Origin of the sequence: Citrobacter sp. MGH104, assembly GCF_001034485.1 — a bacterium.
Taxonomy (GTDB): Bacteria; Pseudomonadota; Gammaproteobacteria; order Enterobacterales; family Enterobacteriaceae; genus Citrobacter; species Citrobacter freundii.
On sequence record NZ_KQ089818.1, the window covers coordinates 1658617 to 1679137 of the forward strand.

Annotated in this window: 21 protein-coding genes; 10 read left to right on the forward strand and 11 right to left on the reverse strand. The window is 52.4% G+C overall.

Annotated features, from left to right (window positions below; genetic code table 11):
* Positions 1 to 307 precede the first annotated feature (307 nt).
* The 5 genes from SK34_RS07705 to SK34_RS07725 are packed head-to-tail and all read left to right on the forward strand — an operon-like array spanning position 308 to position 3386.
* The gene (locus SK34_RS07705) at positions 308 to 733 is read left to right on the forward strand and encodes a PPC domain-containing DNA-binding protein (RefSeq protein WP_003027037.1); all 426 of its coding nucleotides are present in this window, start codon (positions 308 to 310) and stop codon (positions 731 to 733) included.
* 24 nt (positions 734 to 757) lie between these two features.
* A complete protein-coding gene (locus SK34_RS07710; protein ID WP_003027040.1) occupies positions 758 to 1336 on the forward strand; it encodes an ECF transporter S component in 579 nt (192 codons plus the stop codon).
* Positions 1337 to 2044, forward strand: a complete 708-nt coding sequence (locus SK34_RS07715; RefSeq protein ID WP_048232773.1) for an energy-coupling factor transporter transmembrane component T — start codon at positions 1337 to 1339, stop codon at positions 2042 to 2044.
* The gene (locus tag SK34_RS07720; RefSeq protein ID WP_048232774.1) at positions 2032 to 2709 is read left to right on the forward strand and encodes an ABC transporter ATP-binding protein; all 678 of its coding nucleotides are present in this window, start codon (positions 2032 to 2034) and stop codon (positions 2707 to 2709) included. Before SK34_RS07715 ends, SK34_RS07720 begins: the two co-directional genes overlap by 13 nt.
* On the forward strand, positions 2703 to 3386 hold the full coding sequence (locus tag SK34_RS07725) for an ABC transporter ATP-binding protein (RefSeq protein WP_048232776.1): 684 nt from the start codon (positions 2703 to 2705) through the stop codon (positions 3384 to 3386). The genes SK34_RS07720 and SK34_RS07725 overlap by 7 nt, the downstream gene beginning before the upstream one ends.
* Here SK34_RS07725 and SK34_RS07730 read toward each other — a convergent pair.
* The 7 genes from SK34_RS07730 to tkt form a co-directional block, all read right to left on the reverse strand.
* Positions 3343 to 4053 carry a nucleoside/nucleotide kinase family protein gene (locus SK34_RS07730; protein ID WP_016150961.1) on the reverse strand — a complete coding sequence of 237 codons (711 nt, stop codon included), beginning with the start codon at positions 4051 to 4053 and terminating at the stop codon, positions 3343 to 3345. The genes SK34_RS07725 and SK34_RS07730 overlap by 44 nt on opposite strands.
* Positions 4050 to 4559, reverse strand: a complete 510-nt coding sequence (locus SK34_RS07735; protein WP_032950053.1) for an MltR family transcriptional regulator — start codon at positions 4557 to 4559, stop codon at positions 4050 to 4052. Before SK34_RS07735 ends, SK34_RS07730 begins: the two co-directional genes overlap by 4 nt.
* A gap of 15 nt (positions 4560 to 4574) precedes the next feature.
* Positions 4575 to 5546 carry a class II fructose-bisphosphatase gene (gene glpX, locus SK34_RS07740; protein ID WP_016150963.1) on the reverse strand — a complete coding sequence of 324 codons (972 nt, stop codon included), beginning with the start codon at positions 5544 to 5546 and terminating at the stop codon, positions 4575 to 4577.
* On the reverse strand, positions 5543 to 6820 hold the full coding sequence (locus SK34_RS07745) for a zinc-binding dehydrogenase (protein WP_016150964.1): 1278 nt from the start codon (positions 6818 to 6820) through the stop codon (positions 5543 to 5545). The genes glpX and SK34_RS07745 overlap by 4 nt, the downstream gene beginning before the upstream one ends.
* 24 nt (positions 6821 to 6844) lie before the next feature.
* On the reverse strand, positions 6845 to 8224 hold the full coding sequence (locus SK34_RS07750) for a PTS mannitol transporter subunit IIBC (RefSeq protein ID WP_016150965.1): 1380 nt from the start codon (positions 8222 to 8224) through the stop codon (positions 6845 to 6847).
* A gap of 27 nt (positions 8225 to 8251) precedes the next feature.
* Positions 8252 to 8695: a PTS mannitol transporter subunit IIA gene (gene cmtB, locus SK34_RS07755; protein WP_016150966.1), complete on the reverse strand. Its 444-nt coding sequence runs from the start codon at positions 8693 to 8695 to the stop codon at positions 8252 to 8254.
* Positions 8696 to 9009: 314 nt separating this feature from the next.
* Entirely contained in the window at positions 9010 to 11001 is a 1992-nt protein-coding gene (tkt, locus tag SK34_RS07760) for a transketolase (RefSeq protein WP_003027049.1), read from the reverse strand.
* Positions 11002 to 11280: 279 nt separating this feature from the next.
* Here tkt and SK34_RS07765 point away from each other — a divergent pair, with 279 nt between their 5' ends.
* Positions 11281 to 12039 carry a metalloprotease LoiP gene (locus SK34_RS07765; RefSeq protein ID WP_003027053.1) on the forward strand — a complete coding sequence of 253 codons (759 nt, stop codon included), beginning with the start codon at positions 11281 to 11283 and terminating at the stop codon, positions 12037 to 12039.
* Between the two features lie 196 nt (positions 12040 to 12235).
* Here the strand turns inward: SK34_RS07765 and speB are convergent, their stop codons facing one another.
* The 4 genes from speB to SK34_RS25095 form a co-directional block, all read right to left on the reverse strand.
* On the reverse strand, positions 12236 to 13156 hold the full coding sequence (gene speB, locus SK34_RS07770; RefSeq protein ID WP_003027056.1) for an agmatinase: 921 nt from the start codon (positions 13154 to 13156) through the stop codon (positions 12236 to 12238).
* Positions 13157 to 13393: 237 nt separating this feature from the next.
* Positions 13394 to 15370: a biosynthetic arginine decarboxylase gene (gene speA, locus SK34_RS07775; RefSeq protein WP_003027059.1), complete on the reverse strand. Its 1977-nt coding sequence runs from the start codon at positions 15368 to 15370 to the stop codon at positions 13394 to 13396.
* Positions 15371 to 15378: 8 nt separating this feature from the next.
* Positions 15379 to 15510: an acid stress response protein YqgB gene (gene yqgB, locus SK34_RS23590; RefSeq protein WP_003027062.1), complete on the reverse strand. Its 132-nt coding sequence runs from the start codon at positions 15508 to 15510 to the stop codon at positions 15379 to 15381.
* Between the two features lie 91 nt (positions 15511 to 15601).
* Positions 15602 to 15739 (reverse strand): hypothetical protein, encoded by a 138-nt coding sequence (locus SK34_RS25095; protein ID WP_269147429.1) that lies wholly within the window; start codon positions 15737 to 15739, stop codon positions 15602 to 15604.
* Positions 15740 to 16157: 418 nt separating this feature from the next.
* Between SK34_RS25095 and metK the strand changes: the two genes are divergently transcribed.
* The 4 genes from metK (at position 16158) to endA (ending at position 20483) form a co-directional block, all read left to right on the forward strand.
* Positions 16158 to 17312: a methionine adenosyltransferase gene (metK, locus tag SK34_RS07780; RefSeq protein ID WP_003027071.1), complete on the forward strand. Its 1155-nt coding sequence runs from the start codon at positions 16158 to 16160 to the stop codon at positions 17310 to 17312.
* A gap of 399 nt (positions 17313 to 17711) precedes the next feature.
* On the forward strand, positions 17712 to 19106 hold the full coding sequence (gene galP, locus SK34_RS07785) for a galactose/proton symporter (RefSeq protein WP_003027074.1): 1395 nt from the start codon (positions 17712 to 17714) through the stop codon (positions 19104 to 19106).
* A 77-nt stretch (positions 19107 to 19183) separates the two neighbouring features.
* Positions 19184 to 19681, forward strand: coding sequence for a SprT family zinc-dependent metalloprotease (locus SK34_RS07790; RefSeq protein WP_003846365.1), 498 nt, complete (start codon positions 19184 to 19186; stop codon positions 19679 to 19681).
* Between the two features lie 94 nt (positions 19682 to 19775).
* Complete coding sequence (gene endA, locus SK34_RS07795) at positions 19776 to 20483, forward strand: deoxyribonuclease I (RefSeq protein WP_016150969.1); 708 nt, start codon at positions 19776 to 19778, stop codon at positions 20481 to 20483.
* The last annotated feature ends 38 nt before the right edge of the window (positions 20484 to 20521 follow it).

Here is a 20521-nt window from a genome sequence, read left to right on the forward strand (position 1 = left end):
AACCTTACCTGTCGCAAACTGCGACTAATTGGTTAATTGTCGAACATTTAATCGACTGAAACGCTTCAGCTAGAATAAGCGAAACGCGGAATAAAAGGAATGATTGTCCAGCAACAGAACACAGTTATCTGACTTACGTCACATTTTAACGTCCTTCAACGCGACTTTTATTCCATATTCCAGAATTACGAATAACCGTAGCAAGATTATTTCGTTGCCATGTCACAAATCCTGATTTATATCAGAAAGCTCCCTAACCCGTGTCTATATTATCAGCGCAACGTCCGAGTCTCGGAGTCCCTCAACTATGGCAACATTCTATCCCCAACCATCTGAAGCTCGCTTTCATGCGCTGCGTTTATTACCGGGCCAGGAAGTATTTTCAGCGCTACACGCTTTTATCCAGCAGCATCAACTACAGGCAGCCTGGATAGCGGGTTGCACCGGCAGTTTGACCAACATTGCTCTGCGCTTCGCCGGACGTGAAGAAACCACATTACTTACGGGTACGTGGGAAATTATCTCTCTGAACGGCACGCTGGAACTTACCGGCGAGCATCTTCATCTGGCGGTTGCTGACCCACACGGCGCGATGCTGGGCGGACACATGATGCCGGGCTGTACCGTGCGAACCACGCTGGAACTGGTGATTGGCGAGTTGACGTCTCTGGCATTCAGCCGTCAGCCCTGCGCCGTTTCCGGTTATGACGAACTGGTTATTTCATCCCGCTAACGATTCACTTATACGAGGTCTTTTATGGCGCGTCGCCAATTTTCCAGCCAGTCTCTGGTTCTTATTGTCATTGCTATCGCCATCAACATGGTCGGTGGGCAGCTTATCAGCATGTTGAAATTACCTATTTTTCTCGACTCGATTGGCACGTTGATCAGCGCGGTGCTGTTAGGTCCGGTTGTGGGGATGCTAACCGGATTACTCACTAACCTGTTGTGGGGGTTGCTGACCGATCCGATCGCCGCCGCCTTTGCGCCCGTCGCCATGGTTATTGGACTGGTCGCCGGTTGGCTGGCACGGGCGGGATGGTTTCGCACCTTACCCAAAGTCGTGGTCAGCGGCGTAATTATCACGCTTGCCGTGACCCTCGTTGCCGTGCCGATTCGCACGACTCTGTTCGGGGGGGTCACCGGCAGCGGCGCCGATCTTTTTGTCGCCTGGATGCACTCGGTCGGTCAGAACCTAGTTGAGTCCGTCGCCATCACCGTCATCGGAGCGAATCTGGTCGATAAAATCCTCACGGCAATCATCGTCTGGGTGCTGCTGCGACAACTTCCGCTGCGTACCACGCGCCATTTCCCTACGATGTCTGCCGTGCGCTAAATGCATCCGTTTACGTCGTTAACTCTGTGGGCGCTTGCCGCCTGCTCCACGCTCCTGCTGCCAGCCGGAGTGCCGCTCAGCTTGTACAGCGCCGCGACGTTTGTCGGTTTGCTATGTATGAAGGCTACGCGGTCGCGGGCGAAATACGTACTCTGGCTGATGATTCCCTTAGGACTGGGGCTATGGCTGGTACACGGCGGATGGCTTACCGAGTGGATTAGCGGGCAGCCGCGCACACCAGAACGCTGGGCCGATGCCGTTACGCTCTGGCTGCGGATCCTGGCCATTGTGTCGACATCGCAGATGTGGATGCAGTACGTGCCGGTTGCGCGCTTTATGCGCGCCCTGTTTGCTTCTCGCCTGCCGCCAGGCGTTGCCTATCTGTTCGCAGGCCCGCTGCTGGTGGTTGAACAACTCAAACGCCAATTGGCGATTATTCACGAGGCTCAGCGCGCACGCGGCGTACCGCTGGATGAGTCCTGGTACCAACGTTTACGCGCTATGCCGGCATTGATTGTGCCGCTCACCCATAACGCGCTCAATGACTTGGCCGTTCGCGGTGCAGCGCTCGATATGCGGGGATTTCGCCTGCATCGCACTCGCACCACGCTATGGGCGCCGCCAGACAGCACCTTACAACGTCTGGCCCGCTACGGTATGGTGGTTCTGATGGCAGTTGAGACAGGAATCTGGATATGGTTACGTTAGAGCAGTTTCGCTATATTCCGACGCACGCTATGCGGCCATCCGCCTGTTACGATTTCCATTACGCCAGGCCTGGTATGGTGGCTATTTTTGGTGAGAACGGCTGCGGGAAAAGTACGCTGGCACAGCTGATGGCTGGCTGGTACCCCGACTTCCTTCCGGGAGAAATTGAGGGCACAGGCACGCTACTGGGTAATCCCATCGGGCAACTATCGCTGGTCGAGCAGTCGAGTACCATCCAGCTTGTGCAGCAGTCACCTTACCTGCAGCTTTCAGGTTGTACTTTCAGCGTGGAGGAAGAAGTGGCGTTTGGCCCGGAAAATCTCTGCCTTACCGAGACTGAAATTATGCAGCGCATAGATGCCGCCCTTACGCTGACAGAATGTCAGCCCCTACGCCATCGTCATCCCGGCACCCTTTCCGGCGGGGAAACCCAGCGGGTAGTCATTGCCAGCGCACTCGCCATGCAGCCGAAAATATTGATTCTGGATGAAGCGTTCAGTCGCCTGACGGCGCAAGCCACGGCAATGCTGCTGGCGCGACTGCAACAGTGGGCACAGGAACAGCATGCTTTGGTGATACTTTTCGAACGCAACCCTTCACCTTTTCTCAGCTACTGCCAGCAGGCATGGCAGCTGCGCGACGGAGCATTGTCATCACTATGCTAACGCTAAACCAGGTCAGCTATCGCTGGCCGAACGCCGCCGATGACTGTTTACGCAATATTTCGCTGGAACTCCAGGAGGGGGAATGGCTGGCGCTAACGGGCGATAATGGCGCAGGAAAATCCACGCTGTTGCGCATCATGGCCGGGCTACTGACGCCCTCATCCGGCACAATAACCGTTCAAAATCGTGCGATTGCGCAACTGAAAAACCGGGAGCGCGCCAGGGTGCTCGGCGTACTGTTTCAGGAAGCGGAGAATCAAATCTTTCACAGCAAGGTTGCAGAGGAAGTTGCCTTCGGATTACGGCTACAGAAGCTTCCGGCGACTGAAATTGCGCAACGCACGATGGCGGCGCTGCAATTATGTCAGTTAGAGGATGTCGCCGACGCGCACCCGCTCGATCTGCATACTGCACAACGACGTATGGTTGCCGTCGCCAGTCTGGAAGCCCTCAAACCCGCTATTCTACTGCTGGATGAGCCCAGTCGGGACTTTGATGCACACTGGCTTGGCGTCTTCAAAAACTGGCTGGCAGTGTGTCGTACACGTGGCACCAGCGTTGTAGCGATCAGTCATGACGCTGCATTTACGCAGCGCCATTTTTCGCGCATAGTACGGCTACACAACAAAAATCTCATGCCGTCCGATATGCCCCCTCAAGCGTCATCTCCAGCATAAGGTCTGCTGACAGGCTATCTTCCAGCACCCGACGAACATTCGGTCCGTCGGTACGCTCATAAAATGCCTCAGCGTCAGCTTGTGAGAGTCCGCCAGCCAGTTTACGGCCTACCAGTCGCGTACGCAGCGCATTGGCTGGAGCGCGAATAAACAACGAGTAATCACAAAACTCAGCTAACGCTCGCCATCTTTCATCATCGCGCAATAGCCAGTTTCCCTCCACAATCACCATCGGCGCAGTCACCCGTATGGCCTCTTCGACCGGATCGTGCTTTTGCCGATCATATTGCGGCCAGAATCCTTCTCCTTCCCTTATCTGGCGTAGATTCTGCGCAAGCTTATCCACATCAAAGGTTTCCGGCGCACCTTTGTATGCCCTCAGATTATGGGCATCCAGCCAGCTGTTGTAGTGATGGAAGCCATCCATCGGCAGTGTCTGGATCTCCGGCAGACAAGGATCCTGAGCGCAGAGATATTCCCAGAAGGTGGTCAGCGTCGATTTACCCGTACCCGGTGGCGCGCAGAGAAAAACTATCGTACGTCGCTGCGGATTAGCAGCGTGTATTTTTGCCAGTTGCTGTAATAACGGTTTGTGGACGTTCTCTATCTCATCATCATGGTAATGTGCTTCAACCTGTAGCCCATTCACCGTTAGTTTGATTTTCACGGCGTTAATTCCTTTAAAATCGCCGTCACTGCCAGCGTCATTGCCGTCTTGACCATTGCACTAAAGCGCACCTCAGACCACGCAGCAAAGTCGGCAAATTTCATTGACTCCAGTGCGCCGTAGAGCGTTGCGTTGTGGGTAATACTGTTCACGTTGCTGATAAAATCCCAGGTGATGTCATCGGCAAAACCGGGGATAGTATCCTGCTCGTTCAGGTACTGATAAAACTGGGAAAAATGGGTGATATCGGCGTAAAGCCATTTATCCATTTTTCCCAGCGCATAAATCAGACGTAGCGCAACGTCGATATCGTCAAGCGGTCCACTCTGGGCGAGCAACGGCTTCACTGCATATTCCACGATCTCTTCATCGTTATTAACGAACAGCGACGGCAGAAAGCGCTTAATGCCCTGGAGCAAAATGTTATGTGCCGTCGTCATAAACGAAAGTAAATTATTTTGAGCATCCAGTTGCTCAAGCACATCGTCTTCTGTCAGCGTCGTCATTAGTTATCCGATAAATCACCATGAATGCAGAGAGTCTATTATATTACACGTTCGATCCGCGCCGCCGATCAGTAAAGTTTGCGTGCGCACACCATTCGCAACCTGTTGGATCCCTTTCACAAGATCGCCGCCCGTAACCCCCGTCGCGCTGAAGAGGATCTTATTTCCCCCTACCAGTTCGTCTAGCGCGTAGATACGGTTGATCTCAACGCCCATTTCCCTGCAGCGCTGACGTTCCTGTGCCGCAATCAGACGATTATCTGCGCTATCACCTTTCGCCGCGCAAAAATCAATCAGTTCAGCCTGCATGTCGCCCCCCAGCGCTTTAACTGCGCAAGCTGAAATAACCCCTTCAGGTGCCCCGCCAATGGTGTACATCAGGTCATAGGGATTTTCCTGCATACAGGCCAGCACGCTGGCGGCCACATCACCATCGGGCAGCGCAAAGACTTTGACCCCAAGCCGTGTCGCTTCGGCAATCGCCGGTTGAAGACGCGGTTTATCCAGCGTCACCATCCGCAGTCGCTCCAGCGGTTTGCCCAGTGCCTCAGCCACATTGCGCAGATTGTCTGCCAACGGCAGCGCCAGATTAATCGCCCCTTTTGCATACCGATTAACAACCAGTTTTTTCATGTACATATCAGGGGCGTGTAACAAACTGCCGCGAGGGGCAAACGCCATGACGGCCAGCGCATTGCATTGCCCCATCGCCACCATTCGCGTACCTTCAATAGGATCGACAGCGATATCGACCTCTGGTCCGGCGCCGGTTCCCACTTCCTCACCAATCCACAGCATCGGGGCTTGATCAATCTCCCCTTCGCCAATGACGATTCGTCCGCGGATGGCAATACTGTTCAATGCTTCGCGCATTGCCGTCACGGCCAGACCATCAATCTTGTTTTTATCGCCGCACCCGGTTTGCGGCCAGGCTGCCAGCGCAGCCTGCTCCGTGATACGAAATAGCGGCCATGCCAGCGACATCATATCGCCGCCTCCCCGATATCAACGCCGAAGTGTGCCAGCAGGTATTTTTCTGCCTTTTCGTTCCAGATGCCGTGCGTTTCCTCCACCAGCAGCGCCAACTCTTTGAATAATGGGTCAGTTTTCCCTTTCTCGGCAAAATCAGCAATGGCGGTTAGCGGCATGGTAACGCCGTTATAAATCAGCTTCTTACCGCCAGGAATTGCCGGTAAATTCAATACGGTTTCCGGAACCGCATCAAGGCCGCCAATGTGCGTCACCATAAACGACGGCTGTAGCTGTCCGGTTGCACTGAGTGCAATAGCCTCTTTCATATCATCCGTTGATCCACCGGAGGTCCCGACCACGTGAGTGCTGTTGTAGTGCACGTTATAAAAATTAAACGGCACTTTAAAGTTGCTGTCCGTCGGACCGGCAAAGAAATTCAGGCAACCATCTTCCGCGAGTAAATCGTCAGCCATTTCAATGACGGCTGGCACTGCCGCATACACAAAGACATCATCAAAACCTGCGTCATTAGTAAGGGCGCGCAGCATCGCGGTCGGGGAGTCCATACCGAAGGTATTCACATAGATAAGCTCAATCCCTTTTTCTGCCGCCAGCTCAACCGGTAACAATTTTTTAGCCTGCGCCAATCGTGCTTCGTCAATGTCGACCACCACCACGCGTGACGGCTGAATACTGCCGTTAATGGCATAATCTATTGCGCCGATACCCATCGGCCCGGCGCAGGCCAGAAGCGCAATGCTTCCCCCCGGCTTAATCCCCATGCGATGCTCATAGACGTAAGGCGTGGTGTGAAAATTCGCGTTATACGCGCCAATAATGCAGCACATCGGTTCTGCCAATGAGGCGGCGGCAAAATAAGAGCCGTGGTAAGGTAGAACGCATCCCAGATTAATCGCCACTTCCGGGATAATCATATATGTCGCATTACCGCCAAAATATTCGTAGCTGTATCCCGCGGAATATCCACTTGGCAATCCCATCGCGGGTTGCAACACAAAACGCTGACCTTTCTTATATTTATCCGTAAGGTTTTTTCCCACCTCAACAATGATACCTGCACATTCATGTCCGGTAATGACCGGATGATTTTCCAAATCGTCCGGCACGCGTTTATGATCGCTCCCCAATGCCGCCGCTTTCCAGGTGGACAAACAAACGCTATCGGATATTACGCTTACTAACAATTCGTTATCTGTAATTTCAGGCAGATCAAATTCGCGGATACGAATATCCTGCTTGCCATATATGGCAGCCACTTTCGTTTTCATACTTACTCCCAAAATAGAAGAAGGTTAGTTCGCAGTAATGCGTTTAAATAAATCATCCAACAGTGGATCACCAATATAGTTCTTAATAAGTACTAATGGCTTTTCACTCACTCGTTTAACACGACCTTCAAGACTGGCATGGGTGACAATAATATCGGCATCTTGTGGAACGTTTTCGATAGCATAGTGCGTGACGTTAATATTTAATCCCGCTTTCTCCAGACGCTTACGAAACGTGGTTGCCCCCATCGCACTGGAACCCATTCCCGCATCACAGACAAAAGCGACGCGTTTAATATTTTTATAAGAGAATTTACCTTCCTGCTTCATCGCTTTGACGGTTCTGGCTGATTCAGCAAAGTCATCCTCACTTTCTGTTTCTACGCTCTTTTCCATTTTCAGGATTACAGATGTAATCACAAAAGTAACAATTGTTCCCGCTGTAACGCCTGCGATGGTCGCGAGGAAAGATCCTTTTGGCGTTAATGCCAGATAGGCGAATATTGATCCTGGGCTCGGTCCTGCAACCAACCCACCGTCCAGCAGGTGGAATACCCACGTCCCGGTCATTCCCCCGGCAATCATCGCAATCAGGGTTAAAGGCTTCATCAGCACATACGGGAAATACAGCTCATGAATACCACCGAGGAAGTGGATAATCATGGCACCTGGCGCGGATTTTTTACTCATCCCTTTACCGAAAATGGCAAAGCCGAGTAACAGGCCTAACCCCGGCCCTGGGTTAGATGCCACCATGAAGAAAATCGATTTTCCCGTTTCAGAAGCTTGTTGCATTCCTAGCGGATAATAGACGCCCTGATCGATAGCATTATTCAGAAAGAGGATTTTCGCGGGTTCATTGATTACGGATAGCAACGGCAGATAACCCGCATGAACCAACGCTTCAATACACTCCTTCACAAAGTTATTGGCAATGAGAACCGCCGGGCCAATGACTTCAAATCCCAGCAAACATAAGAGCATTCCCGCAATACCCAGGGAGAAGTTATTGATAACCATCTCGAAACCAGCGGGGATGCGTTTTTCCAGCAGGCGGTCGATATGCTTAATCACCCAGCCGCCAAGTGGTCCCATCACCATCGCGCCAAGGAACATCGGGATATCCGCGCCCACAATAACGCCAATAGAACCAATGCCTCCCATTACTGCGCCACGTTTCCCGCCAACCAGATGCCCCCCTGTGGAGCCAATCATGACGGGCAGTAAATAGGTAATCATCGGACCGACAATTTTGGCGAAATGCTCATTCGGCATCCAACCGGTAGGAATAAACAATGCGGTTATAAAACCCCAGGCAATAAAGGCACCGATATTGGGAATGACCATTGCAGTCAAAAAACCACCAAAAGCCTGGACTTTGGCACGAGCAGACTTGTTTTCCATAATATTATCCTGAAAGGAAAAGATGAATTATGCAAAGGCGATAATATCCGCCAGCTGTTTTTCTGATTTAGCCGCTAACAAAGCGCTTAGCGCTTCCTCTTCACATAATAATTCGCTTAAGGCCTGAATAGCGCCAATGTGAGAGTCAGCATTTGCCGCCGACAACCCAATTAATAATCTGATACCTTCATCATCATCGGCAAATTTCACTTCCCGTTTAAGAAGCGTTAATGACATTCCGGTTTTTAACGCGCCACATTCCGGACGAGCGTGTGGCATGGCGACACCAGGCGCTAAAATATAATAAGGGCCATTGTTAATCGTTGAGTCTTTGATCGCCTGAATATAATCTGAATTGACATAATGATTGGCGAGTAAGGATGACATAGAAAAGTCAATTGCTTCCTGCCAGTTCTTTGCTGAATCTTTTATTGAGATAGATGATTCGGGAAAGTAATCAATCAGCCGCATACATTTTCCTTATTTTATTTTTAGGGTACGAGTTAGCGTTAAAAATAAAATACGCGTGCGGCAAAATGAAATCAATCAAGAGGGAAAATACGTATGGCGCGGAATGTCTTTTTGTGAAGTCTTTAAAAACAATGAATTGAGTCATTAAAAATAAAAAGCAACACTAATTGTGTGATATGCATTGCAAATACCAAATAACACTAAATATCATATTTGTGATTCAGATCTAAATTTACTGATTGCGCAATGTGAATTAAATTCAGCTAAATTAAAAACGGGCCGCCTGAGCGACCCGTTTTCACCTGTAATCGAAATTACAGCAGTTCTTTTGCTTTCGCGACCACGTTGTCTACGGTGAAGCCGAATTCTTCAAACAGCAGTTCTGCCGGTGCAGACTCACCAAAGGTAGTCATACCGACAATAGCGCCGTTCAGGCCCACGTATTTGAACCAGTAGTCAGCAATGCCAGCTTCGATAGCGACGCGAGCAGAGACGGCTTTCGGCAGTACGGATTCACGGTAAGCCGCATCCTGCTTGTCGAATGCATCGGTAGACGGCATGGAAACCACGCGCGCTTTCACGCCTTCAGCGGTCAGTTTGTCCCAGGCAGCCACGGCAAGTTCAACTTCAGAACCGGTGGCGATGAAGATCAACTCCGGCTGACCCGCGCAATCTTTCAGCACGTAGCCACCGCGAGCGATGTTCGCCAGTTGCTCTGCAGTACGTTCCTGCTGCGCCAGGTTCTGACGGGAGAGGATCAGCGCGGTCGGGCCGTCCTGACGCTCAACACCGTATTTCCATGCTACTGCGGATTCAACCTGGTCACACGGACGCCATGTGCTCATGTTCGGGGTCACACGCAGAGAAGCAACCTGCTCTACCGGCTGGTGAGTCGGGCCATCTTCACCCAGACCGATGGAGTCGTGAGTATAGACCATCACCTGACGCTGTTTCATCAGCGCAGCCATACGCACCGCGTTACGGGCATATTCCACGAACATCAGGAAGGTGGAGGTGTACGGCAGGAAACCACCATGCAGGGAAATACCGTTGGCAATCGCGGTCATACCGAATTCACGTACACCGTAATGGATGTAGTTACCGGCAGTATCTTCGTTGATGGCCTTAGAACCAGACCACAGAGTCAGGTTAGACGGTGCCAGGTCAGCAGAGCCGCCGAGGAATTCAGGCAGCAGAGGACCGAAGGCTTCAATCGCGTTCTGAGACGCTTTACGGCTGGCGATTTTCGCCGGATTAGCCTGCAGCTTAGCAATGAACTCGTTGGCTTTCGCGTCGAAGTCAGACGGCATTTCACCTTTCATACGACGGGTGAATTCAGCAGCTTCCTGCGGGAAAGCTTTGGCATAAGCAGCGAACTTCTCGTTCCATGCGGCTTCTTTTGCCTGGCCGGCTTCTTTCGCATCCCACTGCGCGTAGATTTCAGACGGGATTTCGAACGGCGCGTATTTCCAGCCCAGCTGTTCACGGGTCAGTGCGATTTCTGCATCGCCCAGCGGTGCACCGTGAGAGTCGTGGGTACCGGCTTTGTTCGGAGAACCGAAACCGATGATGGTTTTGCACATCAGCAGGGACGGTTTGTCGGTCACTGCGCGTGCTTCTTCAACAGCGCGTTTAATCGCGTCAGCATCGTGACCATCTACACCACGAATCACGTGCCAGCCGTAAGCTTCGAAACGCTTCGCGGTGTCATCGGTGAACCAGCCTTCAACGTGGCCATCGATAGAGATGCCGTTGTCATCGTAGAACGCAACCAGTTTACCCAGTTTCAGCGTACCGGCCAGGGAACATACCTCGTGAGAGATACCTTCCATCATGCAGCCGTCGCCCATGAAAGCATAGGTGAAGTGGTCAACGATGTCGTGACCAGGACGGTTAAACTGCGCCGCCAGCGTTTTCTCAGCGATAGCCATACCCACTGCATTCGCAATGCCCTGACCCAAAGGACCGGTCGTGGTTTCAACACCCGCGGTGTAACCCACTTCCGGGTGACCCGGCGTTTTGGAGTGCAGCTGACGGAAGTTCTGCAGCTCGGACATCGGCAGATCATAGCCGGTGAGGTGCAGCAGGCTGTAAATCAGCATTGAACCGTGGCCGTTAGACAGCACGAAGCGGTCACGGTCAGCCCAGGACGGGTTAGTCGGGTTGTGGTTCAGGAAATCACGCCACAGGACTTCGGCAATGTCAGCCATACCCATCGGGGCACCCGGGTGACCGGATTTGGCTTTCTGTACTGCGTCCATGCTCAGCGCACGAATAGCATTGGCAAGCTCTTTACGTGAGGACATTTTGACTCCAGATCGGATAATGAAGGCCACGCCCTAAACGACTTGACGACAGCGCGTTTTGGGCTACGCCGGAAAAAAGTGCCAACAATGTAACCCAAGCCGCGTGTCATGTACATGGAGCATCCTTTTACCGCTTCAGAAATCTCTGGATCATGCGCGCAAGTTGCGCAATCTTCTCGCCCGCTTATTGTTCTTTTCTTTATACTTATGCCGAGCGTCGGTTCACCTGCAAACGACGCATTTTTTAGAATAATCCTGACTTTGTGCGGAAGAGAAAAAATGAAAATTCGCGCTTTACTGCTTGCTACGAGCATGGCGGCGGCATTGACCGGCTGCCAGAACATGGACTCAAACGGACTGCTTTCCTCAGGCGCAGAGGCTTTTCAGGCCTACAGTCTGAGCGATGCGCAGGTAAAAGCGCTGAGCGATCAGGCCTGTAAGGATATGGACAGCAAAGCTACCATCGCCCCGGCTGGCAGCGAGTATGCAACGCGTCTTGGCAAAATCGCCGCCGCGCTTGGCGATAACATTAACGGCCAGCCGGTGAACTACAAAGTTTATATGGCGAAAGATGTAAATGCCTTTGCCATGGCGAACGGCTGTATCCGCGTATACAGCGGCCTGATGGATATGATGACCGACAACGAAGTCGAAGCGGTGATCGGCCACGAAATGGGTCACGTTGCGCTGGGTCACGTGAAAAAAGGGATGCAGGTTGCGCTGGGTACGAACGCTGTGCGCGCAGCTGCGGCTTCCGCTGGCGGGATTGTCGGCAGCCTGTCGCAATCGCAATTGGGCGATCTTGGCGAGAAACTGGTGAACTCGCAGTTCTCCCAGCGTCAGGAATCCGAGGCGGATGATTACTCGTATGATCTGTTGCGCAAACGTGGGATCAACCCGGCTGGCTTAGCCACCAGTTTTGAGAAACTGGCAAAACTGGAAGCAGGACGTCAAAGCTCAATGTTTGACGATCATCCGGCATCCGCAGAACGTGCGCAACATATTCGCGATCGCATGAGCGCAGACGGGATCAAATAATCTTCGAACAGTGCCGGATGGCGGCGTGAACGCCTTATCCGGCCTACAGAATTACAAATTTAGTCCAGCGATCGGGCGTTATTGGCGAAGCCAGTTTGAGACCGGACAGCGCACAGCCACCGGAGCGTACACGTAGTACGTGAGGATGGCGAGCACTGCCCGGGTTCAAAATGGCGAGTAAAATAGCCCGAAACCGTTACTCGCCTTTTTTCGCCGCCTGGATATAGAGCATTTCTAATGCTAACGTTGCCGCCGCCAGTGCGGTGATCTCTGACTGATCGTAGGCCGGAGCCACTTCAACAACATCCATCCCGACGATGTTCAGATCTTTCAGACCACGTACCAGTTTAATAGCACGATCGGAAGTCAGACCGCCGATCACTGGCGTACCGGTTCCTGGTGCAAACGCCGGGTCCAGACAGTCGATATCAAAAGTCAGGTATACCGGCATATCACCGACAATCTGCTTAACCTGAGCGATAATGTCATCAACGCTGCGGTCGTTAACCTGGCACGCATCCAGTACGGTAAAGCCGTTGTCTTTGTCGAACTCGGTACGAATACCGATCTGCACAGAGTGATTCGGATCGATCAGACCTTCGTTCGGCGCAGTGTAGAACATGGTGCCGTGGTCGAATTCGCAGCCGTTAGCGTAGGTGTCGGTGTGGGCATCAAAGTGCACCAGCGCCATTTTACCAAAGTGCTTGGCATGCGCGCGCAGCAGCGGCAGCGTGACGAAGTGGTCGCCGCCAAAGGAGAGCATGCGCTTACCGGCAGACAGCAGCTTCTCAGCATGCGCCTGCAGTTTTTCACTCATTTCACGCGCATCCCCGAACGCATAAACCAGATCGCCGCAGTCCACCACGTTCAGGCGCTCGCGCATATCGAAGTTCCACGGGAAGCGGTTGTGCTCCCAGGCCAGGTTGGTGGACACCTGACGGATTGCCGCCGGACCATGACGCCCGCCCGCACGACCAGACGTTGCCATATCAAACGGTACACCGGTGATCACCCAGTCGGCGTCGCTATCGTACGGCATGAAGTTCATCGGCAGACGTAAAAAACCAAAGGCGTTAGAAACCAGGGAGTTGTCGTATTGATGACCTAAGGTGCTCATGTACTGACCTCTTTAAAAATCGATGAAAAAAAATCCCCTCCGCGTCGTTAAGCCCGACGAGGAAGGGATTGATTTGGTAACTGCATATTTACGGCAAATTATCGCCGTTATTTTGTACGGATTCAAGTGAGTGCCACAAATGCTGCCCCCGCGGATTCCGACTGCCGGATGGCGGCTTCGCCTTATCCGGCCTACTTTCGTAGGAACGGTAAGCGCAGCGCCACCTGGAATTTATCGTTACTCATCTTCCAGATAAGTATAACCGTACAGACCGGCTTCAAACTCTTCGAGGAACTGCTGTTGCAGCTCAGCGTCCAGATCGGTGTTTTTCACCTGGTCACGGAACTGCGTCAGCAGGGTGTTCGGATCCAGCTGCACGTATTGCAGCATATCCGCCACGGTATCCCCTTCGTCGGACAGCTCAACTTCTACGCTGCCGTCAGGGAAGACGAACACGTCAACCGCTTCGGTATCACCAAACAAGTTGTGCATGTTGCCGAGGATCTCCTGGTACGCACCCACCATAAAGAAGCCCAGCATCGGCGGGTTCTCAGGGTCGTATTCCGGCATCGGCATGGTGGTCGCAATGCCATCACCGTCAACGTAGTGGTCGATAGCGCCATCAGAGTCACAGGTGATATCCAACAGCACCGCACGGCGTTCAGGCACCTGATTCAACCCTTCCAGCGGCATTACCGGGAACAGCTGATCGATCCCCCACGCATCCGGCATCGACTGGAACAGCGAGAAGTTGACGTAAATCTTATCCGCCATACGCTCCTGCAGCTCGTCGATAATCGGACGGTGCGCACGGTTGCTCGGGTCGAGTTGTTTCTGCACTTCATGGCACATGTTCAGATACAGCTGCTCTGCCCACGCACGCTCCTGCAGGCTAAAGGTGCCTGAAGAGTACCCAACGTGAATATCGTGCAGATCCATCTGGCTGTCGTGCAGCCATTCACGCAGCGAACGACGGGTTCCCGGTTCATGCATCTCTTGCCAGGTTTCCCACATGCTTTGCAGGGCACGTGGCGCATCGTCAGCCGGAGGTGTGGCTTCGGTGTGTTCGCTACGCTCAACGCCGATAATGTTAGATACCAGCACGGTATGGTGCGCGGTTACCGCGCGGCCAGACTCGGTGATTACCGTCGGATGCGGCAGACCGTGTTCTTCACAGGCGTCGCCAATAGCCCAGATGATGTTGTTGGCGTATTCGTTCAAACCGTAGTTTACGGAACAGTCAGACTGCGAACGGGTACCTTCGTAATCTACGCCCAGACCACCGCCCACGTCGAAGCACTGGATATTAACGCCAAGCTTGTGCAGCTCAACGTAGAAACGCGCCGACTCACGTACGCCGGTGGCGATATCACGAATGTTCGCCATTTGGGAGCCGAGATGGAAGTGCAGCAACTGGATGCTGTCCAGACGACCACGCTCGCGCAGAATTTCTACCAGTTGCAGCACCTGGTTTGCCGCCAGGCCGAATTTTGATTTCTCACCGCCGGAGGACTGCCACTTGCCAGAGCCCTGCGACGCCAGACGCGCACGCACGCCCAGACGCGGAACGACATTCAGGCGTTCAGCTTCATCCAGCACGATAGCGATTTCAGACATCTTCTCGATGACCAGATAGACCTTATGGCCCATCTTCTCGCCAATCAGCGCCAGACGGATATATTCGCGGTCTTTATAACCGTTACACACGATCACGCTACGGGTCATTCCGGCATGGGCCAGAACGGCCATCAATTCAGCTTTGGAACCAGCTTCCAGCCCCAGCGGTTCGCCGGAGTGGATCAGCGATTCAATCACGCGACGATGCTGGTTGACCTTGATCGGGTAAACGAGGAAATAGTCACCGTTGTAGCCGTAGGATTCACGGGCGCGTTTAAACGCGGCGTTAATCGAACGCAAACGATGTTGCAGGATCTGCGGGAAGCAGAACAATGCAGGCAGACGCTGGCCCTGCGCTTCACGGGCTTTCACCAACTCAGCAAGGTCAACGCGCGCTTCGGGTACGTCCGGATCCGGGCACACGCTGATGTGGCCCAGTTCATTGACGTCGTAGTAGTTATTACCCCACCAGGCAATATTGTAAGTACGCAGCATCTTGCTGGCTTCCTGGGAACTCATTGCAACCTCCTGCATGGAGCGTAGTACACCGTGTTCGCCTGCTGACGAAGGCGAACCCAAAGAAATGTCGTCAGACATAGCGAACCTCAAATTTTATTAACAAGTGTAAAACAGTTGACTACTATCGCAATCCGAAGACGCGATAACAACCCAAATACAGGCAGAATTTGCAGCAGATAGTGCTGACGCTCCGACTGTGCGACCGGTTTCTTTTTCATATCAATGTAAACACGTAACCGAACTTAATGCTGACGGTTCGGCGAAACCACGAGAAAACTCTTGTTTACCAAGAGCGCCCTTGTTCAGTTCTTAGTGACCGTTACCGGCCCTGGAGTCCTGAGAAGCGCCGAGATGGGTATAACATCGGCAGGTATGCAAGATGCAGATTGCGGGGAACATATGTACACCAGAACGGTGCGACAGATTCAGCAGAATACAACGGTTCATTATCTCGTATCACCTCCACGGTTGCTCCTTACGGAACGAACCCACAAGCCAAAGCTAAAGTCTTAACCCGGCTGGAAGTGGCAACACGATGAAAACGTCGTGTGCTTTTGTATGAGCCGCGCGCCGCGTTTTATACCCATAAGGAAGTCAAAAAGCAAAAGATAAATGCGCGCATTGCCAGCACCGTCAGGAAAAATTTCCAGTTACATTTTCAGTACAATGCGACCTCAATCAAAAAAAGCTGGAAATCAGGCGAAGAACTGTCCTAAAATAGCCGTCCAGATGTTAATCCATCTATACCGATTAACACTCAGACTGCCAGTGTCCGTCATCTGCAGACTCATGGTAGAATCTTCTACACATGGCTATTCCACTCGACAGTTTGAGCTAACCAAATTCTCCTTAGGTGAAATTAAATATGGCAAAACACCTTTTTACGTCCGAGTCCGTATCAGAAGGGCATCCTGACAAAATCGCTGACCAAATCTCTGACGCCGTACTGGACGCAATCCTCGAGCAGGATCCGAAAGCACGCGTTGCCTGCGAAACCTACGTCAAAACCGGTATGGTTTTAGTTGGCGGTGAGATCACCACCAGCGCATGGGTTGATATCGAAGAGATCACCCGTAATACGGTTCGCGAAATTGGCTATGTGCATTCCGACATGGGCTTTGACGCCAACTCTTGTGCGGTACTGAGCGCGATTGGTAAACAGTCTCCGGACATCAACCAGGGTGTTGACCGCGCCGATCCGCTGGAACAGGGCGCAGGCGACCAGGGTCTGATGTTTGGTTATGCAACCAACGAAACCGACGTGCTGATGCCAGCCCCGATCACCTATGCTCACCGTCTGGTGCAGCGTCAGGCTGAAGTGCGTAAAAACGGCACCTTATCCTGGCTGCGTCCGGATGCAAAAAGCCAGGTTACCTTCCAGTATGACGACGGCAAAATCGTCGGTATTGATGCGGTTGTTCTGTCGACTCAGCACTCTGAAGACATCGATCAGAAATCGCTGCAAGAAGCCGTTATGGAAGAGATCATCAAGCCGGTACTGCCTACTGAATGGCTGACTGCTTCGACCAAGTTCTTCATCAACCCAACCGGTCGTTTCGTAATCGGCGGTCCAATGGGCGACTGTGGACTGACAGGTCGTAAAATCATCGTTGATACCTACGGCGGCATGGCGCGTCACGGCGGCGGTGCATTCTCTGGTAAGGATCCGTCTAAAGTTGACCGTTCCGCAGCCTATGCAGCTCGTTACGTCGCGAAAAACATTGTTGCCGCTGGTCTGGCTGATCGCTGTGAGATTCAGGTTTCCTACGCAATCGGCGTGGCTGAACCGACCTCTATCATGGTGGAAACGTTTGGTACTGAAAAAGTGCCTTCTGAGCAACTGACCCTGCTGGTGCGCGAGTTCTTCGACCTGCGCCCGTATGGCCTGATTCAGATGCTGGATCTGCTGCACCCGATTTACAAAGAAACCGCTGCTTACGGTCACTTTGGGCGCGAACATTTCCCATGGGAAAAAACCGACAAAGCCGCTCTGCTGCGTGAAGCTGCCGGTCTGAAGTAATTCCCTCACGGTTCAACGCTTATGAAGACCAGCCTCGCGCTGGTCTTTTTTATGTCCTTTTCTCTTCCATACCCCATAGCCAAAGCTACGCTAATCTCCCTTGTTGCAAACAACAAATGAAAGCGATTACATATCGTAGAATTTCGATCCAACATGAATCAACATCTCTTCGTTACTGTGATTGCATCACTGTTACATTATATTTCAGCATTATCTTAAACTCAGACAATCAATGTTATTCATGTGAAATAAATAACGTTATTTTTCAATCAAATAACCAATAACTTACATGAATGCCAGTGTAACCGATTACACTAATGTGATGTGATTCGCATTTTTTTACCCCGTACTCACCTACCCTTAACATCAACAAAACTAGCTACCCAACCGGAGGGCATCATGCCTGACAATAAAAAAACGGGGCGTTCCAACAAAGCCATGACATTTTTTGTCTGCTTTCTTGCAGCCCTGGCTGGATTACTTTTTGGCCTGGATATCGGTGTTATTGCCGGAGCTTTACCGTTCATCACCGACGAGTTCCAAATTACCCCCCACACTCAGGAATGGGTGGTGAGTTCGATGATGTTTGGTGCTGCCGTGGGTGCCGTCGGCAGCGGTTGGCTCTCCTTCAAACTGGGGCGTAAAAAGAGTTTGATGATCGGCGCAATCCTGTTTGTTGCCGGTTCACTGTTCTCCGCCGCGGCACCAAACGTTGAAGTGCTGTTGGTTTCCCGCGTGCTGCTCGGCCTTGCGGTAGGCGTTGCGTCTTATACCGCGCCGCTTTACCTGTCTGAAATTGCCCCGGAAAAAATTCGTGGCAGCATGATCTCTATGTATCAGTTGATGATCACCATCGGTATTTTGGGTGCGTATCTTTCCGATACGGCGTTTAGCTACAGCGGCGCATGGCGCTGGATGCTGGGCGTGATCATCATCCCTGCCCTGCTGCTGCTGGTTGGCGTTATCTTCCTGCCGGACAGCCCACGCTGGTTTGCTGCTAAACGTCGTTTTGTCGATGCTGAACGTGTTCTGTTGCGTTTGCGTGATACCAGCGCAGAAGCCAAACGCGAGCTGGATGAAATTCGTGAAAGTCTGCAGGTGAAGCAGAGCGGCTGGGCGCTGTTTAAAGAAAACAGCAACTTCCGCCGCGCAGTATTCCTTGGCGTCCTGTTACAGGTGATGCAGCAGTTCACCGGGATGAACGTCATTATGTATTACGCACCGAAAATCTTTGAGCTGGCGGGCTACACCAACACCACCGAGCAGATGTGGGGGACTGTTATCGTCGGTCTGACCAACGTGCTGGCAACCTTTATCGCCATTGGCCTGGTTGACCGTTGGGGCCGCAAGCCTACGCTGATCCTCGGCTTTATCGTCATGGCCGTCGGTATGGGCGTGCTGGGTACGATGATGCACGTGGGTATTCACTCGGCGGCCGCGCAATACTTCGCTGTACTGATGCTGCTGATGTTTATCGTTGGCTTTGCCATGAGCGCCGGTCCGCTGATTTGGGTTCTGTGCTCTGAAATCCAACCGCTGAAAGGCCGCGATTTCGGTATCACCTGCTCTACCGCAACCAACTGGATTGCCAATATGATCGTCGGTGCAACCTTCCTGACGATGCTGAACTCGCTGGGCAGCGCCAATACTTTCTGGGTCTACGGTGGTCTGAACGTCCTGTTCATCTTCCTGACCCTGTGGCTGATACCTGAAACTAAAAATGTCTCTCTGGAACACATTGAACGTAACCTGATGAAAGGTCGTAAACTGCGCGAAATTGGCGCACACGACTAATCACGAAAAGCTTCCTCCCCCGCGGGAGGAAGCCTTCCTCTTGCAGTCCCTTCCCTGTCGCACTATCCTCTGGCGCTATGAAAACCTCCCGTCTCCCTATCGCCATCCAGCAAGCCGTTATGCGCAGCCTGCGGGAAAAGCTCGCTCAGGCCAACCTCAAGCTCGAACGCAATTACCCGGAGCCAAAGCTGGTTTACCAACAGCGCGGAACCGCCGCGGGTACCGCGTGGCTACAAACCTATGAAATTCGCCTTAATCCCGTCCTGCTGATTGAGAACGTTGACGCGTTCGTTAACGAAGTGGTGCCCCATGAACTGGCGCATTTACTGGTGTGGAAATACTTTGGCCGCGTGCCGCCGCACGGCAAAGAGTGGAAATGGATGATGGAAAGCGTGCTGGGCGTGCCAGCCCGACGCACGCATCAGTTCGAACTGCAATCCGTGCAGCGTAAGACCTTTACTTACCGCTGCAAGTGTCAGGAACACCAACTGACCGTACGCCGCCATAACCGCGTGATACGCGGCGAAGCCACCTACCGCTGCGTTCACTGCGGCGAACCACTGATTGCAGAATAATCTTCAGAATTATCAGGAACTTTTCTGATCTAACTGATTGCATACAGGAATGACTTTCGCTACGTTGCGGGCTCGTTTTGACACGGAGTTCGTGATGTACCGTAATTTTTCTTTTGCTGCAGCCCTGTTAGCCGCAGCATTTTCAGGCCCGGCTTTAGCCGAAGGCATCAACAGTTTTTCTCAGGCAAAAGCGGCGGGCGTCAAAGTTAACGCCGATGCGCCAGGCGATTTCTACTGCGGTTGTAAAATTAACTGGCAAGGCAAAAAAGGGGTCGTGGACCTCGAATCCTGCGGCTATAAAGTGCGAAAAAACGAAAACCGCGCCAGTCGAATTGAATGGGAGCACGTTGTCCCCGCCTGGCAGTTTGGTCATCAGCGCCAGTGCTGGCAGGACGGAGGGCGTAAAAACTGCGCTAAAGATCCGGTCTATCGCAAAATGGAAAGCGATATGCATAACCTGCAGCCTGCGGTAGGTGAAGTGAATGGCGATCGCGCTAACTTCATGTACAGCCAGTGGAACGGTGGCGAAGGCCAGTATGGACAGTGCGCGATGAAGGTTGATTTCAAAGAGAAAGTTGCCGAGCCGCCTGCCCGCGCCCGTGGCGCCATCGCGCGTACCTATTTTTATATGCGCGACCAATACAACCTGACGCTCTCTCGCCAGCAAACCCAGCTTTTTAATGCCTGGAATAAGCAGTATCCGGTCACCGACTGGGAGTGTGAGCGCGACGAACGCATCGCGAAGGTACAGGGGAATCATAACCCCTATGTGCAACGCGCTTGCCAGGCGCAAAAGAGCTAACCTACACTAGCGGCAATATTTTTAACCATGCCCTGGCC

Coding starts and splice junctions, on each gene's coding strand:
- SK34_RS07705 (WP_003027037.1), top strand. CDS start 308: ATGGCAACATTCTATCCCCAACCATCTGAAGCTCGCTTTCATGCGCTG.
- SK34_RS07710 (WP_003027040.1), top strand. CDS start 758: ATGGCGCGTCGCCAATTTTCCAGCCAGTCTCTGGTTCTTATTGTCATT.
- SK34_RS07715 (WP_048232773.1), top strand. CDS start 1,337: ATGCATCCGTTTACGTCGTTAACTCTGTGGGCGCTTGCCGCCTGCTCC.
- SK34_RS07720 (WP_048232774.1), top strand. CDS start 2,032: ATGGTTACGTTAGAGCAGTTTCGCTATATTCCGACGCACGCTATGCGG.
- SK34_RS07725 (WP_048232776.1), top strand. CDS start 2,703: ATGCTAACGCTAAACCAGGTCAGCTATCGCTGGCCGAACGCCGCCGAT.
- SK34_RS07735 (WP_032950053.1), bottom strand. CDS start 4,559: ATGACGACGCTGACAGAAGACGATGTGCTTGAGCAACTGGATGCTCAA.
- glpX (WP_016150963.1), bottom strand. CDS start 5,546: ATGATGTCGCTGGCATGGCCGCTATTTCGTATCACGGAGCAGGCTGCG.
- SK34_RS07745 (WP_016150964.1), bottom strand. CDS start 6,820: ATGAAAACGAAAGTGGCTGCCATATATGGCAAGCAGGATATTCGTATC.
- SK34_RS07750 (WP_016150965.1), bottom strand. CDS start 8,224: ATGGAAAACAAGTCTGCTCGTGCCAAAGTCCAGGCTTTTGGTGGTTTT.
- cmtB (WP_016150966.1), bottom strand. CDS start 8,695: ATGCGGCTGATTGATTACTTTCCCGAATCATCTATCTCAATAAAAGAT.
- tkt (WP_003027049.1), bottom strand. CDS start 11,001: ATGTCCTCACGTAAAGAGCTTGCCAATGCTATTCGTGCGCTGAGCATG.
- SK34_RS07765 (WP_003027053.1), top strand. CDS start 11,281: ATGAAAATTCGCGCTTTACTGCTTGCTACGAGCATGGCGGCGGCATTG.
- speB (WP_003027056.1), bottom strand. CDS start 13,156: ATGAGCACCTTAGGTCATCAATACGACAACTCCCTGGTTTCTAACGCC.
- speA (WP_003027059.1), bottom strand. CDS start 15,370: ATGTCTGACGACATTTCTTTGGGTTCGCCTTCGTCAGCAGGCGAACAC.
- yqgB (WP_003027062.1), bottom strand. CDS start 15,510: ATGAAAAAGAAACCGGTCGCACAGTCGGAGCGTCAGCACTATCTGCTG.
- SK34_RS25095 (WP_269147429.1), bottom strand. CDS start 15,739: ATGAACCGTTGTATTCTGCTGAATCTGTCGCACCGTTCTGGTGTACAT.
- metK (WP_003027071.1), top strand. CDS start 16,158: ATGGCAAAACACCTTTTTACGTCCGAGTCCGTATCAGAAGGGCATCCT.
- galP (WP_003027074.1), top strand. CDS start 17,712: ATGCCTGACAATAAAAAAACGGGGCGTTCCAACAAAGCCATGACATTT.
- SK34_RS07790 (WP_003846365.1), top strand. CDS start 19,184: ATGAAAACCTCCCGTCTCCCTATCGCCATCCAGCAAGCCGTTATGCGC.
- endA (WP_016150969.1), top strand. CDS start 19,776: ATGTACCGTAATTTTTCTTTTGCTGCAGCCCTGTTAGCCGCAGCATTT.